Origin of the sequence: Nocardia sp. NPDC051321, assembly GCF_044455225.1 — a bacterium.
Lineage (GTDB): Bacteria > Actinomycetota > Actinomycetes > Mycobacteriales > Mycobacteriaceae > Nocardia.
On sequence record NZ_JBITEM010000005.1, the window covers coordinates 142670 to 161625 of the forward strand.

The 18956-nt window shown below is 62.9% G+C and carries 1 protein-coding gene (cut by a window edge); it reads right to left on the reverse strand.

Annotated elements, in window-relative coordinates; translation table 11 throughout:
• Positions 1-18905: the start of a T3SS effector HopA1 family protein gene (locus ACIA8C_RS12960; protein WP_397134061.1), read on the reverse strand. Its footprint begins 26695 nt before the window's first position; 18905 of the gene's 45600 nt are visible here — the first part of the coding sequence; it begins with the start codon at positions 18903-18905; the stop codon falls past the left edge of the window.
• Positions 18906-18956: the final 51 nt, after the last annotated feature.

Below are 18956 nucleotides of genomic sequence, written 5' to 3' on the forward strand. Positions count from 1 at the left end.
CGGGGGATTTCGTAGCCCCTGTTCGCCTGCACGATCGCGGCTAGTTCCGGGTTGTCCTGCAAGTCGTGATCGTCCACCAAGATCGCAATCCCGTCGGGCATAACAACGACCTTTTCGACGGTGCGAGGCCCACCGGGAAATTGGTTGACGAAAAGATTGTTGGTATTGGCACTGAACACGAGGACGATTGTCAACTTCTTGAAAACGATTTCATGCACGAGTTCGTTGGAGTTGCGGACACGGCTCGAGTAGGTGTTGTCGGCGGCGGTGACGTGGTCCTCGGCGGACCAGCCGTATTGATAGCTGCCGGCCGGCACGAAACTTCCGTCGGCGGCTTCGCCGGGCAGCCCTGCCGGGGTGACGCCTAAGCGGTGTCCACGTTGGCGGGCCCCGGAGCGTTCAAATTTGTTGTCGCGCCGTACCCAGTGTTCCAGATTTTTCTTCTGACGCCCTCGATACTCGGGTTCGGTGGCGTATGCCCTGACCTCGACCATATAGTTGGTGCCCGCCAGCGCACCGTCGGTGAAGAGGCCTTCGATGGTGAGGCTGTCTTGCAGGATCGGGAGCGCATTGGCCATCATCTGCTCCGGCGAGAAGGCGGCATGGATGACCTCGGCGACCTTCGACCACGGATCTGTGGCGGACTCGCCGAAAGCCTGTCGCCAAACCCACCGTCCAACACCGGTGCCCGCATCCACGACCCACTCCGCCTTGCCGAGCAAATCCTGCCCCACCGCCGACCAGTTCACCGACCGAGCCGGCTCGCTTTCGAGGTGATCGGCCGGAAACGCGCCAGGTATCGAAGGATTGGTACGGATGTCCGAGGCCACACCCTGCTGCTCCTGCGGTGTGTGCTCCTGCTCCTGCTCCTGCTCCTGCTGAGGCTGAGGCTGAGGCTCGTGCTCCTGCTCGTCTTCCTGTGGCTGCGCAGGCCGCGGCTGCTGCTCATGTTCCTGCTCCGGCTCGTGTTCCTGCGGCTGCGCAGGCTGCTGCTCCTGCTCCTGCTCCTGCTCCTGCTGCGGCTGCGGCTGCGGCTGCGGCTCCTGGACGTCCTCCGCTACAGAGCTGAGAACCTGGACCTCCGATTCAATCGGCGGCAGTTGCTCGTCCATCGGATCGGCAGGGTAGGCACCCGACAGCGGCTGAGCAGGCCCGTCGGCCTGCCGGAAACGGTCGCGGAGACTGTCGACGGCGCCAGCGGAGGTTGTCCGCACGTAGTTCAGGTAGTAGTTGCGCAGATCGCTGATGGCGTCGGTGGCGGCTTCGCGGAGTTCCTTGCTGGCGATGAAATGCTTCATGACAGCGCCGTCGGGAACTCGCAGGACCTCGACCGGATGGTCGAGGTCGCCGATGCCGTCTTCGAGGGTACGACCGCCGGAGGGCAGCGCGAGTATCCGAGTGTCGTCCGCGGTGAGTTCGCGGATCGTGGCCGACGGGCGCGGCGCGGCGGCAGGCCGTTCAGTGAGCATGTCGTCGGTGGGGATGGCCACGCGGACGCTACCGTTCGCGGTGTGCGTCTCGTCGGGGCGGCCTTCTTCGATGAACCGCACCTTGTGAACAACGGACAGGGTGACGACTTCGAGGCCAGGCGAGCTGAGCGTGAATTTCTGCTCGCCGAACCCGGAGCCGGAGCCCCGGCTCCGCTTGTCCTTACGGGCATAGTCATAGACGCCGGTGGCGACCATGATCGGCATATTCACCGCGACGTTGACACCGCCATGATAATTCTGCTGCGGCGACGCCGCCGAGAACTCCTCGTCGCCCGACATCGCCGAACCGGCAACGTTATACGTCTGGGCCTCGTCGTAGGTCCAATCGTGGGAGACGCCGTCGTACGGGTCATCCGAGAGATAGCGCCGTTCGGTGACGAACTCGATCCCGAAGCGCCGGACCCCGGTCGGGGTCAGCGTGAACCATTCGAGGGCGCCGCCTTCGATCGCCGCAGGCTGCATTGATTTCAGGCCCGTCGAGCCGAATATATCGTCGAATTTGCGACGATTCTCGAGCAGCTGCTCGGCAGTGACATTGTCCGTGAGCAGGCCCGCTGTGTTGTGCTCGGACGGAATGACACCGCGATCGACGAGGAATTGCCGAGCCTGCTCGATCAGATCCTCCTCCATGTCGACGCCGAGCGGTGTCGTGTTCATTCCATACTGCCTGAGATGCACAATATTCGATGACGGAAACAAGGCTCCGGTAGGAGCGTGACCGAGATCTTGCAGCGACGGCACCAGCATTTGTACCGAATAATTGTTCCCGCCGTACAACGGAGTTCCGACAGCGGGCCCGACCGGGGGACCGAACGGGCGCACCAGCGTGACGTGGACAATAAACTCCGCCGTCACGTTCTGGATGTTGTTTCCCGCATGGCGCAGTGAATACTGCGTCAGAGCGTCCTTAATAGTTTTCAGTTCGTGACTGAACTCACGAGATCCCCCGGCCCGGAGGGTAACTCGGCCACCCGGGGACGCGTGACCACTGTGATCGGCGACCGGTTCGCCGCCCACCTTGAATGTCAACGCCAAGGAACCACCGAGCATCTCGGTGATCGTCGAACTACCGTGCAATCCGACCTGCCGCATCGAATAGGATTCGAGCCTGCTCTGCCGCGCCGTAGGGCCTGCGATCTCCGCATCACCCGCCGACTGGACGGCGAACTGCAGATATATCGGTTCCCCGGAAGCCTTTCGCAAAGTCGGTGAAGCCATCCCGAAGCCCGCTTGCCCCGAATCACCCCACATCTGCCTCGAATCACCCCACATCTTCTGGAAATGGTCAGTGAAATGCGACACATCGAGGAACTGCAACAGCACTTTACGGGAATTGTCGTCCAAGTCGCCGAGATGAGTTTCGAATGAGGCCCAGGTGTCAGCACGGAGCTGATCGAAATTCGGAATGTCTAGAACGCCGTACAGCGGGAACTCGCGCTGCAGCCGTTCGATCGGCGCGGGAATCGTGGTGGCATCGTCCGGATCGACCGTGGGCAGCTCACCGCTCGCGGTCAGGTACTGCGGGAAATCAGCTTGCAACAGCGCGTTGTCGTGGACCGTCTCCCAGCCGTCGGGCAGGACCCGAAACACGTCGCCCCAGCCGTTACCGAGACGGATCTGCCACACCCCGACCAGATCGTAGCGCTCCGAATGGCCGAGACTGCGCAGCTTCGCAATGAACCGCTGCGTCGTTTCGACATTCATGATGGTGGACAACTGGTTGTAGACGGCGGTCACCTGTCCGGTGATCGCCAACCACTTGGCAATATTGAAGACGGAGGAATACATTGCGGAGCGCTGATTGGCGGTGCTGAACTTGTCAGCGTGTGCGGCGGAACCGGAATCATATCTTTGATTGGCTACCGTAGGATCGTCACCGACCGGCGCCATCTGATTTTCCGAACGGCGCAGAACACGAGCCGAGAGGCGTAAGAAGGCCGGATAGGGGTTGCCCTGGTACGGCGCGCCCAACGGCACCCCCGATTCGGTCAGCAACTGGTCGAATTTCTTGACCGTGACGGCCGCCTGCAGCGCGGGCCGGACAGCGGCCTCGAACTCAGGGTCCGCGCCGCGGTCCCCCTCGACGATTCTGATGACGTGCTCACGCAGCATCTCCAGCTGATCGTGGGGAACCGGCTGCGGATATACCAGGTTCCGGAGGCCTTCGCGCCGGGTACCGAACTCGCGCAGCGCCGGACTCAAACCAGGCGGCGGCGTGGCGGCACCGGCATCCTCGCCCCCGAACGCCTCGGCCAGCGCCCCGAAATAGGTTTCGTCCTCCCCCGGCTCGAACACCGGCGCAACGTGCCGTGATTCGCCGAACAGGCCGAGCAGCACATGATCTTCCGGGCCGTCGAAGATCGAAGCGGCCGTGCGCAATTCGCTGATGCGGTCTGACCCCGGGACGCTCCGGCCGTCGGAGAGCCCGCCCGTTTCGTCGGACTCCTCGTCGCCGCTGTGCTGGTAGTGAAACGAGCCGGCGTCATTGGTGTGGTGGTGCGCGCCAGGGTCATCAAAAGTCTGTGCGCGGTCGGGGGTGGTGAGTGCTTCAGTGCCGCCGCGGAGCGGCTGGGTGGATCGACCACCTGCGGAGAGGCCGGTGTTGGCTGTGGTGACGGGCTCGCCGCTGCGATGTACGGCAACATGGTAGTGACCGCCGCGGTGATTGTCACGGAACAGGGAATAGACCGGTGAGCCACGAGTGCCGTGGTGAAGATGATGAACGGTCCCGTCCGGGTGGAGAATATCGAGATTGACCTCGAGGTTGCGCGCTATCGCGGGAAGCAGGAATTCGGCTGCAGAGTCGGCGTATCGACCATCGAGGAGAAGGTTCTCGAGCTGATCGAGAGTGGCCTCATGAAACCGCAGGTACATGCTGCGGCGGCGTTGCTGATACCTGTCACGACGTTCGGTATCGGGGCTGCCGGGCAAGAAGTGGGTGGGCGGTTTTCCAGGCATGAAATAATTGGGTGGATTTCCGGCCATAAAATTATCGGCCCGGTCGCGGTAAGCGGCTTCCACAGCATGAGCCCGTAGATCCAGGTGTGCACTGGGGTCGTTCATGCCGAGTACGCGGGCAATGGCGCGGAACATACAATTACCATCACCCACCTGCGACTCCCACAACCCCGCTTGGGGAGCGGGTATATCGTTGATACGCCAACGCAGCGCACCACCAATACCTCCCAGCCGAGCTCCACCCCTGAGCCTCTCATCATTCGGCCCCAAGTCCCAGCTACCGTCACGATCCCCCAGCGTCGGTTCATCCCACCAGTCCGGGATTTCCCCGATGTCAGTCCACATATAATCGTCCTCTTCCGCCCCCGAGAAGAGCCCCGGCATCGGGTCGGGCGCCGAGACATCCCACTCCATCGGCTCGCCCCCCGACATCACGTCACCCTCCCACATCGGGTCGTCCTCTGGTTGATGTGTGTTACCTGTCTGAGTGGTGGGGCCAGCGGCGTAACTGCCGTCGTTGCTCGAGGGGGCGCCGGTGAGTTCTGCCGCGTCCGGCCCCTGCACAGTCTGAGGATGTTGCTGCGCCCTCCGCGCGACCTCCTCGACATCAACCCCTTCACCGACGGCCTCGCGCTGCCACTGCACAACCTGTCGCACATCCCTCGCTCCCAGCTGACGTGTCACGACGCGCACGAATCTCGCCACCCCTTTACGGCCGATGCCGAGTTGCAGTCCGGCCTCTCTGTAGTTCTCGTAGATGGCGTACTGCTCGAGCGCGGTCCTTTGAGAGGCCGTCAGTGTCTGGACCGATCGCGGTGTGGTCTGGGGATGTTGCTGCGCCCTCCGCGCGACCTCCTCGACATCAACCCCTTCACCGATGGCCGCGCGCTGCCACTCCACGGCCTGTCGCACATCCCTCGCTCCCAGCTCATCTACCGCGCCGAGGACGAACTCCGTCAGCGATGGCGGGGCAATGCGCAGTCGCCGTGCGGCCTCTCTGTAGTTCTCGTAGATGGCGTACTGCTCGAGCGCGGACCTTTGAGAGGCCGTCAGTGGCCGGACCGAGCCGTTAGCCACACCGATGCTCGAGTCCCTACGCCCAGCGACAGGGCTGCCAGCCTGCTCGCGCGCGTCCCTTTGAGAGGCCGTCGGTGGCCGGACCGAGTCGCTAGCCATACCGACGCTCGAGTCCCTACGCCCAGCGACAGAACGGCCAGCCTCACCCGCCTCCCGATCGGGCCAAACCGCACCCAAAATTTCGCGTATCTTATCCTCGGTGATCCCACCGCGCCGCAGTTCGACGCCGTAATCGGCCGCGATAAGATGCAGTCGCCTCCTAATAGTACGCCTATCCCTACCTACCAAGTCGCCTACGATTTTCATGGAAGCGCGGGGGTACTCCATATAGGCCAGGAGGATTTTGCGGTCAATGGAGGCCAGCGACGGTGGCGGCAATTCCCGTATCATTTTCAGATCCTCGTCGGTCAACGACTCCCGCACCACAGCATACTTCATCAAAGCCGCACTGAATGCCACCCGATCCTTGATTCCAACCACGATACCGAATAGCTCCCGCAACCCCCCCATAGTTTGACCACACCGTCCCGGGTTCTTACCGAGAGCTTCGCCGATCTGCTCAATCGAGTAACCTCTGACCAAATAAGAAAGGATCTGCTTCTCAAAAGCTGTCAAATATTTCCACTTAGGCGGAACACTCTTCTTCAAAGCTATAAATGCTGGTTCGGAGCCCACCTTCGCCAACGCCCTCGAAAGTCTCTCCGTGCCATTCTCGATCTCGAGGCTGTCAAATGCGCTATTGAGATTACTAATAATAGTACGCCGGTGAATCATCAGTACCGGCGCTGCCCGGTCGGTGCTGTACAGTGCGCGGGCTGCCCGGTGCCAGCTGTAACCGCAAGCGACATAGGCGAATGTCCGTTTCTCCTCATCCGACAGGCGATCGAACCACGGCGAGCTACTCGCGACCCCAGCGCGCCCATCGACCACAGTCTCGGTCTCGTCTCGGTAACCGGGTACCGAACGCTCCACCAACACCCCAGTAATCACACGCCGACTCCGATCCGACATATGCGTAACAATCAACTTTCGCGCATCCAGACCCTTGAAAACAAACCCATTATGACCACCCCTCGAAGCAAAATCATAATCAGCATCAGCATAGTACTGCGGGAACAAACCACCCCCCTCGGTAACCAGCACGCGCAAAACCCCACCATTATTATCAAATAGGGAAATCTCACTACCCTCCGGAAAATCGGGCAAACCCGCACCCTCCTCCCGATCCACCCAGGACCCGAACGAATCTATTGCCGCAACAAGACGATAATCCTCACCACGACCGCTCAATTCACCCGAACCGGGCCACACTGTAATCGACGTGACAACACGATTCCCGGAATCAACATACGCTGCCAAGAAACCACGAAGGTCGGCAGGCTCGATCGGTCCACTAAAATTACCAAATGGACCATTATTACCAACATAATAGGGCATAAACTTATACTCACCCGTAACAATAAGCTCCAACATGCCATCCGCGGCAAGCAGACCGATCACACTACCAACCGGAAAACCCTGCCCGAGCCCGGTAAACAAAGCATCCAAGCTACCGAAATCCTGCACACCCCCCAGCCGGTCATCGCTGGACATACGAATACCAACGCCGGAAGGCGCGGCTGATGCCTGCGGGGCCTCCGGGTCGTCGAGCAGCGAAGCATTCACGTCGCGGGTGTTGTCGTCGAGCCCGATGCGGTGTGGTGTGTGGGGGGTCGGGGTGTGGTGTTGGGTGGGTGGTGGGACGGGCTGGTTGGTGTGATCGAGGTAGAGGACGTCGATTCTGGTGATGGTTTGGGTGATGCGGGGTGGGTAAGGGTGAGCGGTGTTGTTCGCCGGGTCGGTGACGGTGAGGTCGTGGGTGGTGTGGTTGTCGGGGAGTTTGTGGTTGTTGGTGATGAGGAAGGCGTGGGCGCCGATGCCGTATTCATTGTTCTTGTTTTTGATGTAGTCGTCGGTGTAGTTGATGACGACGAAGGCGTGGGTCGCGGGACCTTCTCGGCGCAGGGTAGCGGCGATGACGCCGTAGTCGGGAACGGTGCGGAAGCCGGCGTTGGCGGGTAGGGCTTGTTCGATGTGGTGGTGGGTGACCCCGGCAGGGCCGCGGGGAAGACTGTCGTGGTCGATGCGGGCGGAGTCGGGGGCGTGGGTGTCGAGGTGGGTGAGTAGGGCTGGACCACAGTTGTTGTCGCGTTCGCTGGCACCGATATGAGTGGGGCGGGCGTGCGCAGTGCTGCCGTCGGCCGCGGAGCCAGGCCCGGATTCCTCGGCTACCGCGACACCGGCGCGAGAGGGTCCACCGCCACCATCGCCAGATTGCGGCGGCAACGCGGGCAACGGCGTCAACAATGCCCGGACCCGATCCCGATCCAGCTCACCCCGCCTCGCCATACTCCTCGCCTCAGCCAAAATACGCACTATCCGACCGAAATCAGCTTTTCCATGGCTACGATATATCTGGGGATTCAGACTACGAAGCAGTTTGTTCTTTGTACGTTTTATCTCGGCCCGTTCGATGTCAGTTCCGGCGGCTTGCAGCCTGTCAAAGATATCCTGGTTGGAGGTTATACCCGCGACAAGACACTGAAGTAACCTGTTTTCCAGTGCAATCACCGGCTTGGCCAATCGAGCGGCACGTTCGTCGATAACGTCCCGCCTCAACAAACCCGCATCGTGCGCAATAGCCAAAACCTCGGCACGAGCCATCGTCGCTATCAGCTTGCCGGCTCCATCCGGTAGCAGATGTCCATATATACGTTTACCGGTTATATGGCGAACGCTCGCCGTAGTGTTGTATGTCGGCTGGCCGCGCCGTTGACGATCAGCGGCGGTGGCCTCGTAAGGCCAGCCGGCGGCTAAATATTGCAGCACATCGAACTGCGGTGTCTGATTCGACAGCACATTCACGAACCGCGTCATGGGGAGTTCCCCGGGATGCGGGAGCGCGTCGATAGCAGCTTGGTCAAGCTTGTTCTCCTTGCGGGCTTTATCCGCGATCTCATTCCGGTAACAGAACGGGTTACGGCTGGCGACGGGTAGGGCGAGATCATGAGCCGCTGTCATGAGTATCGTTTCCAACGCCTGATAGTCGATACCGAGCTGCTCCACGATCTGCTCGTTCTTATGGCCCCGGGCGACGCGGTGCAGAACATCCCGCTGCTGAGACACCAACGTCGCCGGCGCAGCGGGGTTGACCAGCAGCCGACGATGTCGCCGAAGCGCTTCCACGACATCCTCATCGATCAGACACCACCGGCGAGCTTGGACCACTGCAGACTCGACATCGGAAACTCCGAGTTTCCGGAATGCGGTGCTTGACCGCTGCTTGCCCATCGTCTCCGTTATTTTGCGCACAGTGGTCCCAGCGAATTCAGTGTTTTGGTTCATATGTTGCGCGATTTCGTCATATCCGTCGAACCCGGCGGCACGATACTCGAGAACCGCCTTCTGCAGTGGCAACAGACTGGGGCGGCCGGGGATCGTGCTGACGTGGCGAGTGCCTTCGAGTGGGCGTCCGCCCTGGTAGGCCTGACCCTCGGGGAGCTGCCGTAGGTAATGGATCGCCTGCCCGCCAGCCCGGTCGCCGAGCAGGGTGTACCGAGTGAAACCGGGCTGGATTACCACAAGATTTGTTTTGGCGTACTCGGTGGCAAGATGGAACACGAAAGGCAGCCCGGGATACTCCGCAGACAGGTTACCGCTGGTTCGGCCCTCGCGCAGCGCGGCAACCTCGTTATCGAATAGGCGAGCACGCTCACCCGCCATCCAGGCATCGAAAGCATCGGCACGTGCACGTTCGGCACCACTGTGCACAATAGCCGAGTGCCTGCCCGGGTAGTCCAAGATTTGCCGACGATAAACTTTTTCATGAGCCTGCTCACCCTCGATATCCTGGGTGATGATCGACTGGTATTTCTCACGATGCTGTTCGAGGTAATCAGCCAGATCGCCATACAACTGCCCGGCAGCCCTGCCGAGCACGCGCGCAACAGCAGCGACCGGATCATCGGAGTCACGGCTCCAGTCGCCCGGCTCAGGCAGCTGAACCGTCACCCAAGCCGCGTCGAGTGCGGCCAAGCGAGCGCGGAATTCGGCAATATAGATAATGTGCGACCCCGCGCGAGTATCGATTTCGACTCGCCCATCCGCAAGAACTTTCGCAGTAGTTTCGGCGGAAAGCATAATCTTCGTGCCGCTGAGTAGAACATTGTCATAAACCCAACGAGCAATCCTGTCGACAGTAACATCAATGGCCCTCCCCGACACATCAGGTGCAGGATGATGCACACTGATCGATGAAACAGTGCGAGGATCGATACTGTTGCGGAAGTAGTACACCATGCCCGCACCATCAAAGATCGCTCCATCAACAAGATTGCCGGGGTCATAATTACTGCGACGTCCGGATACGAATACATTGCCACCATAGGCAACAAACCAGTATCGCCACTCACCATCAGTGATATAAATACGGGTACCAAACGAATAAGAGGAGAATTCCTCGTCGGCGACAAGCTCATCAAGGTTGCGGAACACCCGGACATCGCCTCCATGATCGGCCGGATAGCCACGCAATGGCAGCATTTCGGCGTCGAGAACGACCAGGTCGGAGGCTGGTGGAGCCATCGGGTCGTCCGGCAGCGGCTGGCCCTCCCATCGTTGACCTGTCAGCATTGCGGGGTCGATGGTGTGGCTGTCGTCGGTGATCGGCGGGCCTTGGCTGGTTACGTCGGTGTCGTGGATCCCGAAGTCCCCGGTATTCGCCGTGTCGTTCCACATCGGGTCGTCGGCGCTGTCGGGTCCGAGGGCGATGAGTTTGTTCTGCGGGGATGTGCGCGACAGCGGGACACCGGAAGGTGGGGGAATGTTTTTGCCACCAGCCAAGGTGAAGAAGCTGGCATGCACCGTCAGGATCTCGCGGCGCTGGAGCTGCGGCGGGTAAGGACCGATCTCCTTGAACGCCTCGTCCACCATAGTGACGACCCCGTCGGGCTTTGCCACCACATAGAACGAATGACCACCGATACCGTTCTTGTCGACCGGCCCCTTGTACTCCTCGACCACGTGAACCACCGCAGGACCCTGAGCATGAAGATGGTCCGCGACGCGAGCGTGACTGTCGTACCGATACAACGATGCACCGAAAAAGGATTCGGCCTCGGCGAAGGTACGCCCGCCCAAACCAGCCGACTCCACAGGAACGGTCATACGCCGACTACCCGTGAGCCGCTTGACACCCGCCACCGACAAGTCGACACAAATATTACGACGACCCGAAACCAGCGGCTGCACAACAACACTCGCAGGATGACTACCGATACCAGGTCCCTGGCTCGGCTGATGGTGCGGGGCACTACCGTCTGTCAGTGCCGGAGCGTATCCCCCGTGGCCGGGGTCGTCGGCTAGTGCCAGGTGCACGCGCTCGGGGTCGATGCCGTGGGCGCGGTACTGATGTCGGACTTCGGAAGCGAAGTCGTCGAACGTGCCGTAACGGTGCAAGTCGAGTGCCGCGGACAGCGCTGTGGCCCGAGTCATGCCGAAGCTGTCGCTGCGGGTTTCGGCGCCGAGGCCGACACCGGACAGTACTTGCTCAGACCCGGTCGGCACGCCCCAATGGAACAGGTCGGCGTAGTTGTCCTGATACTCCCGCAACCAGTCGATCACCCGGTCTGCCGCGACCTGGTCGGTGACGTAGACGACGATGCCGTCCACCCGCAGTTCCTGTGGGCCGAATGCTTTCACCACATAGACCCCCGGGAAATGACGGGGGTTGTCGAGGACATAGTGGACGAGGTGCCCGGTCACCGTGGAGCGCGCGGCACCGGTCGCGTTCACATAGATCTTGTATTTGACGTCTCGGCTGGGTGCGTCGCCGAGGGGGTTGTTTCGGGCGAACTGCACAACCGGGATGTCTTCGGGCGCCCAGTCGCCTGCGTTGTGCGGCGTGAGCACGCCCGCTGCCCCCATGACGCCCCGCTGGGCCCGTCCGGGTCGGCGCTGGGTCAGGATCTGCACCATGTCGTCTTTGAAGGCGCCCGCATCCGCAGGCCGGTCTCCTGCCCCGAGGGTCAAATACGCCTCGTAGATCGCGTTCTCGTCCGAGAAGAACTCGCGGTCGTCCCAGATGATCCGCAGGAAATTGTCCAGGTTCTCCCGTGACACCGTGGGAGGCTGCTTCCCATTGTTCAGGTACGTGTGTGCCCGCAATTCCTGCAGATCGTCGAACGACAGGTCGTGCCACCTTGGGCGCAGCGCGGTGTAGAGCTGGTTCAGCCGCAGGGGCTGGTCGAAGATATCGCGGGATTGCGCGGCAGCGCGCGCCACCGCCGAACCGGGTTGATGCGCCGTGGCCGGTATCGCCGGCTGCCCATTCGCGAGCGGCGACTGCGCGGGTGGTGACCCCGAGAAATCCGCCGGCTCGGGGCCGAGGCCGATACGTGGCTCGTCGTGGTCGACTATCTCGGTCAGATCCTGGAAGCCATCCCGGCCGTTGCCGAATTTCTGGTGCGCCAGGCCATTCGGATGTCTAGCCGAATACGAGTCGGCGGAATCGAAGAACCTGTCCGAGCCCGGGCCGGAATACGTCTTACCGGCCATCGGCTCGAACATTGACCGCCCGGACGCTCCCGATCTAGCCGAAGCGCTGGATCCGTTGCGCGACAACGAATCTGCCGAACCGTCGAAGGTCGACGTATTCGGCGGCGAACGTCGAGCGGTTATCGCAGAGTTGCCATCATTCCGAGTGCTGGTGAGCTCCTGTACCAGGGGTGGTGTCACCTGGGTCGGCGGCACCTTCTGAGCCGTATCGTCGTGAGTGTCGCTGTGCACATCGGTGTCGACGGTGAAGTCGCTGTCGTAATGACTGCTGGTGTCGCTGTGCGTATCGCTGTCGTCGTTGGTGCTGCTGTCGTACTGAGTGTTGTTGTCGCCGTATACATTCGCGCCATCGTCAGTATCGGTGTCGTGGCGCATACCAGCATCACCCCGAGGATCGACGGAGCCATCGATACGATCCGGCTCCGGTGTAACAGTCTGCTGTTCCGGCAGCTGTACCTCGGGCGGTGCGGTGAAGTCCATCCCCGGCGGGGCCAAGGAAATGGCGGGCTGCTGGCCCGGGCCAGGAACAAGCACCGGTGGAGCATTGGCGCGGTAGGTCCCGGGATGCCCGGACGACTGTAGCTGGTCTTCCATCGCATGTCGCGGTGCAGGTGCTGTGTCTTTGGGCCCGAGGTGTGGGGCGAGCAGTTGTTCTTCCGCGCGCGGAACGTCGGCCGGATTGGGTGGTGGGGTGGCCGATTCGTCGGCATGGTCCGGCTGCGGTGTGCTGGTGTGCCGTTGCGGGGGTTGTGCAGCGGGCGGCGGACCAGTCAAGTCCATGCCCGGTGGTGCATGTCCGACGTTGTCTAGCGGGGTGCGCGCGAATTGGGCAGCCGGTTGCGGCGACGGCGTGTTCGAGAAGGGCGCTTCGTGCGGGGCGGGCAGGGCACCGGCTCGGTAGTTCCGGGGGCGGGCGGATGCGGCGAGGTGCTCGTCGACGGCGCGCTGCAGGGTTGGCCTTGTCTCGTCGTGCAGAACTTGCTCGGTGTGCTGTAGGGCCTTGTTTGCGTCGCTGAGTGCGCTGCGGGTCTCGGCAGTCGGGTTCGCCTCATGGTCGGCAGCGGCCTGCCGGTGTGTCTTGGCGGCGTTCTGGTATTCGATGACCTGCCGGATGACTCCGTCGTGCGCTATCGGGCCCTGGTAGTCCTTCGGTGCATACCAGTGCCCGACGGTGCCGGGGGTCCCATCGGTTTCCCGGTCGGGTCCGTGGCCACCGCGGCCTACTCGACCATCACCCTGCTCAACCGCGGCCTCTCCGAATCTGGAACCGCCGATGAACTTGGCCGAATTACCGGTCCCCGCCTCGATCAAGCGTTCAACCGTCTGGAAGTCCGTGCCACGCATTCGGTTCTGGTTCACGAGAGCGAGTACAGCGTCCTTCCGCTTGTTGTCACCGAATTTGTCGATGATGTGCTGGCCCGCCAGCTCGGCCTCGGCGGCGCTGTCGAATCCGTCGTCGAACCGTCCATCGAGGATGTCGTACTTCCATTTGGTCCCCTCGGCGACGGTGAATTCGTCACCGGCCATGGCGCGCACCTTCTGCTCGACCAGCTCATCGATCCAGTCGGCGAGACCCTTCTCCGAGTCGGTCTTGTCCCGCCACCCCGACAACCGCACCCGCTCGCCGTCCACGATGACCGGCCGACCGTGCTCGTCGACCCGGATATCGTCACCACGCAGATCCCGGTTGTCGAAGCCACCGACCAGCTGATTGACCCCGGTCCCCCGCACATCGACCACCTGGCCGTCCCGCACCACCAGTTCGAGCTTCGCGTCCTCCACGACCTGGCCTGCCAAGTCCTTCAACATGTCTTCGGTGCTGTCGAACTCCCGATCCTTCAAAAACTTGACCTGAGACTTGTAGTACGGATCGATGTCGCGCACCGGACCTTTGAGAACACCAAGCTCGAACAGCTTCTGCTCCGCGAGCTTCGCCGTCCCGGAATGGCCCTGGGTGTCCTGCAGCAGCCGGGTACCGAGCAATTGCGCATCCGACATCTGCAACGCTTCCTTGGGCAACTCCGCCATCACATCCACCCCCGCCTCCAGCTCCAGGTACGGATGCACCCCCTGGAAACGGGTCTCGGTCCCCTTGTTCCGGTCGGCCATCACCTTGGCGGTAGTCGACATCGTCTTGATCTTGTTCAAGGTGGGGGTGTCGCCCCTGCCTTCGAGGTAATCGTTGTTGCGTTCGGGCCCCCATTTGGCCACCGCCTTGTGGGCGTACTCGGCCAGCAGCGGATCGTCCTCGGTAACCCGCGGTCCCGGCACCCGATTGAGCCGCTCGATCACCTCGGCGGACGCGTGGGCCGGCCAGAAGCCCCGGGTGCCCTCGGGCTTGCCGAAATGCGCGGCCGTCAACGGATCCTCCGGCAACGCCACGGCCGCCTCGACCCGATCGTGGACCTGCTGGCGAATCGCGACCTGGTCGGCGGCCATCTTCTCGGGATTGCCGGGCGTCAGGACCGATTCCTCGTTGCCCAAGGTGTCTATTTCGTCGGCAATGTGCCTGCCCGGGGGGAACGGCTCGAACCGATCATCCAGACCGTGCCGGGCAGCAGCGTCGTTGAAAATCTCCGTCATCTCGTCCAGGTCGGGCCGCTCCAGATTGAAACGGTCACGCAACGCCTCGATCTCTTCCTTCGGCATGCCCTTTTCTTCGAGGCGGCCCAGCATCCGCGACTCCTCGTGCAGGACCCGGTTCTTCATGTCGTACATCGTGGCGACCACGATGTGCCCCGCGCCCTCTCTCAGCTTGGGCAGATCCTCCTCGTTGACCATCCGGTCCACCTGCACATCCAGGCCACCGATGCGTGAGGACGCGTTACCGAACTTTCCGAACTCGCGAATCAGATCCCCGACCTGATTGTCGCCGCTGGTCGTCACGTACACCCGCCCACCCTCGCGGGCGGCCACCCACGCTTTAGCCAGCGTCACCAGCGTTTTGCCCTCACCGGTCCGCAAGCCGGAAACGTGGGACATGAGCCCGAACAGCTGGGTATCCCTCAGGTCGCGGCCGCCCTTCGCCTCGACGTCGTATCCCGTCGCCCGGCGCACATACTCACGGATACCCACGAACTTCTCCACGGGCGAACCGTCGTTGACCATGTTCTTGACCTCGTCGTCGGGGGCCCGCGCCACCACCTCATCCGACCGCTGCCACACCTCCTGGTCGTAGATGTTGGCGAGTTCGAGGAACTTCTCCTGTGCCTGCCGTTCCTTAGCCGCCGCAGCCCTGAACGCCGTCACACGGTCGACCAGTCCGGCCTCGAACGCCGCCACATCCGTTGCCCCCGCAGTCCGCGAAACCTCCCAGCGCTTCCCCAGAATCTCCAGTCCACCGCTCTTGAACTCCGCGAACGCCTGCACATACGCCGCGGTCTGCTCGTCCAGCCGAGACTTCAGCTCATCCACACCCGTACGAGCCTTCGCCTCGGCCTCCCGATCAGCCAACGCGTGCTTCAGTTCCGCTACCCGCGCGTCCACCTTGGACTGGAAGTCTTTGTCCGCAGCCGAAAGATGCTCCGCCAGTTCGGCGGTCAGCTCCCCCGCCCGCTCCTGTGCCTGCGCAAGCTCCTGCCGCCCGGCCCGCACCTCCGGCCGCAGCCATCCCAACACATCGGAAGCGACACCCCTTCCGCCCCAACGCTTGTGCAACCGATCACGTTCGGCCTGGACCGTCGCCAACGCCGCCGAACGATCACCGGCAGTTTCCCGAAACAACTTCTCCCGCGCGGCTGCCATCGACTTCAACTCGGCCGAGTGATCACCGGCCGCGACCCGCACCAGCGCCTCATGCGCGACCATCTCCGACCGCAACTGCTCGGTACGGGCGTTGATCTCCTGCTTCAGCCCCTCGAGTCGCTGCAGCCGCGGCTCGTCATCGGCGGCCTCGCCGTCATAGTCGCGCCTGCTCCTTTCCAAGGCGGCCCGTTCCTGGTCCACCCGTTCCCGCGCCGCCCTGATCCGCTCCTCCAGACCACCGCGCACCCTCGCCTCGGACTCGTCGAGCGCATTGTTGTAGGCATGCTTGGCTTCCTCCAGATCACCGCGAATCTGCCCGAGACGGCCCCGCTTCTCGGTGAACTGTGTCTCGGTATCGGCGAGCACCCGGGCGTTCTCGCGGTCGATCGCGGCGATTCCGGCCTTCGATTCGGCCTGCAACTCCGCATAGCGCTCCTGCACCGCATGCTCTATTGCCGCTTCATGCGCGCGCTGTGCAGCTTTGTACTCGGCCGCGGCGTCATCATGCGACTCACGTAGCGCCTCTGCAGCTTTCGATCCCTGCTCGACGTGCTTTACCTCGCCCTTGCTATCCAGCAAGACATCGCTGTCATCGACGTTCTTCTTCGCGGCTGCCAGCCGGCTTCGGGCCTCGGCTACCGCCGAGTGGTCACGGATCTCGGCCGAGTCCCGCAAGCGATTTCGCAGTTCTGCCACGCGCCGGTCCATCGGCTCGTCGGCGCCGGGCGTCCTGCGCGAGGGGTCGGTTCGGTGGCTACCGACGGAGGTGTCGGGACGAGATGTGCTGTGCCGCTCTGAAACCAGCAGGCCGGAATCATCACGTGCCTCCGGGGCGCGAAGTTGCTCGCCGGTCTCGGCAACGGAGTCCGTCGGCAGCTCGGCTGCTCGTCGAGGAGGCTGCGCGGAAACAGCCGGGCCGTCTTTTGTGTCGGACAGGTGCGTCCGCGGCCGTCGAATCGAACGGTCTTCGGTCTCGCCGGTACCGCTTTTGCGTTCCCGCACAACATTTTCCGGATGCGTACGGGTATCGTCACCCGAGTTGCGGTTGGCGCGGATCTGCCCGGCTTCCGAGCCGGACCCGCTATGTCCCGTCGGGCTTTCCGGCCGCGCCCCGGCCGCAGGGCCGACCGTGCGCTCCGGTGACGCCGCCCGCGACGAGACCGGCGACTGGTCTTCCCTGGCGGCAACCGGACGCTGCCCGGCCGGGCCGGACTCGTTGTGTGCCGCGGTGATCCGCGCCTGCGACCCGCCCTCGGACGCCGAGGTGATCGGCGCCCCCGACCGGCCACGGATCTGCTCGGAGTCCGGTGTCGTTGGCCGAGTATAGATTTCGGAGCCACTCCGGGTGCCATTCGTCGACACCCCATCGGTGGACCGGCCCCGGCTTTGTGAGTCCATCCCGCTGTCGGTGGACGAGGCCCTCGACGACGGCCGAGACTCCGCCTGGCTGGGCGGCGGCTCGTGCCCGTTCGAACCGCGCACCGACGACGCCTCGCCGGGATGGGATACGGAGGAAGCGAATTCGCCGCCGGAGCGCGCAGCAACCGATGTCTCCGGCGAAAGATGTTCGGGAGCAACCGAACTCTTCTCCGACGACACCCGCACGTCGTTGTGTGGAGCCGGGTACGAGGACCGGGACACCTGCTCGGAATGGGACTCGAACCCGCGGCTGGCCGGTGGCGGCGCACTGACGGACCGGTGCGCTGGGGACGACGCTGCCGAAACATGCGACGCGGACCCGTCATCGGCGTTCGAGCCGAACGAACCCGAGCGTCCCCGCAGCACGCTCTTCGCCGAAATACTGCCGACGCCTATGGATGTCGGTCGAGCTGCCCCGGCGCGGCCGGACGCCGGGGATGTGGCGGCGAGGGGTCCGTGGCCGGACGACGCTCTGCCGGGAACGCTTTGCGAACGCCCGACCACGGAGCGGTTGTTCTCGGTATCCGCAGCATGCGACGGCGTCGGCGTGGATTCTTCCGCACTCGCCTTTTCACCAGTAGTACCGCCTCCACCCGAACCATCGTCCTTGCCCGATCCAGAACGGGCAGCGCTGCCGTCGATGGCTTTCGCATGAGCCTTCAAATCGACGGGAGACATGGACAACGCCTTGCCCGGTCCCCCTCTGGACACGCCGCGCAGGGCGCCGAGCACGCCAGCAGGGTTGAGCACGGCTCCGGCGATCATGGCCGGATCGAAATCCCACTCCCCGGTCAGTAACCCACCGGTAACGAAACCCGCACCGACACCTGCTAAACCGCCGCCGATGCTGGCGGTCATGCCGATGCCGAAGGCCTTCGCGCCCGTCATCTCGAAGTTCTTGGCGACCCAATTACTCAGGCCTTTGCCGATGAAGCTGCCAACCGGCACGCCCGCCGCGGCGCCTGCCACGCCGATGGCTCCGGCGACGAAGATCTGCTTCAAGTCGTAGCCGCTGATATGCCCCTTCGCCTTCTGAATGCCCTCCACCCCGACCTCGGTCAGCAGGCCGAGGCCGCCCTGCACCACGCTGCTTATCGCGGTCAGTTTCCACAGCGGCATCGCCTGGATCGCGGCGGAGTGCTCGATCATCCAGCCGAGCCGCGAGGCCGAGGCGCGGTTGATGCCCGTCACCACGCCTTCGGTTTCGAGTTCCACCGCTGGAACCATTGCCGCGCCGAACCAGGTCGTCAGCAGGTACGCGATCTCGGCGCCGGCTAATGACAGGGTGAAGATTTGCTGCAGCTTCGTGTGCTCGATCGAGGCACCCGTCTGATGGCTCGAGGTGCCCAGCCCCCGCAACGCGTCCACCTGGTGCGAAATTGCCTGATCGCCGGAAAAGAATTGGTCGAACTGGCGTTTCATCTCATCCGCGCCCGGGCCCGAGTAACTCTCGGACGCTTTGTCGCAGGCCTTCTTCAACTGGTCGATCAAACCATCCAGGCCGTCTGCCGCCGTCTGGAAATGGCCGTCGATCGAGAACATCTTGTCCTCGTCGCCCTTCGGCCACTCACCACCCACCAGATAGAACAGCCATTGCAGCGGAGGCGGAAACGGGAGACTCACCCGCGCGAACCCCACCGCAGGCGAGTACCTACCGAGGCCTCGATCTTCGTC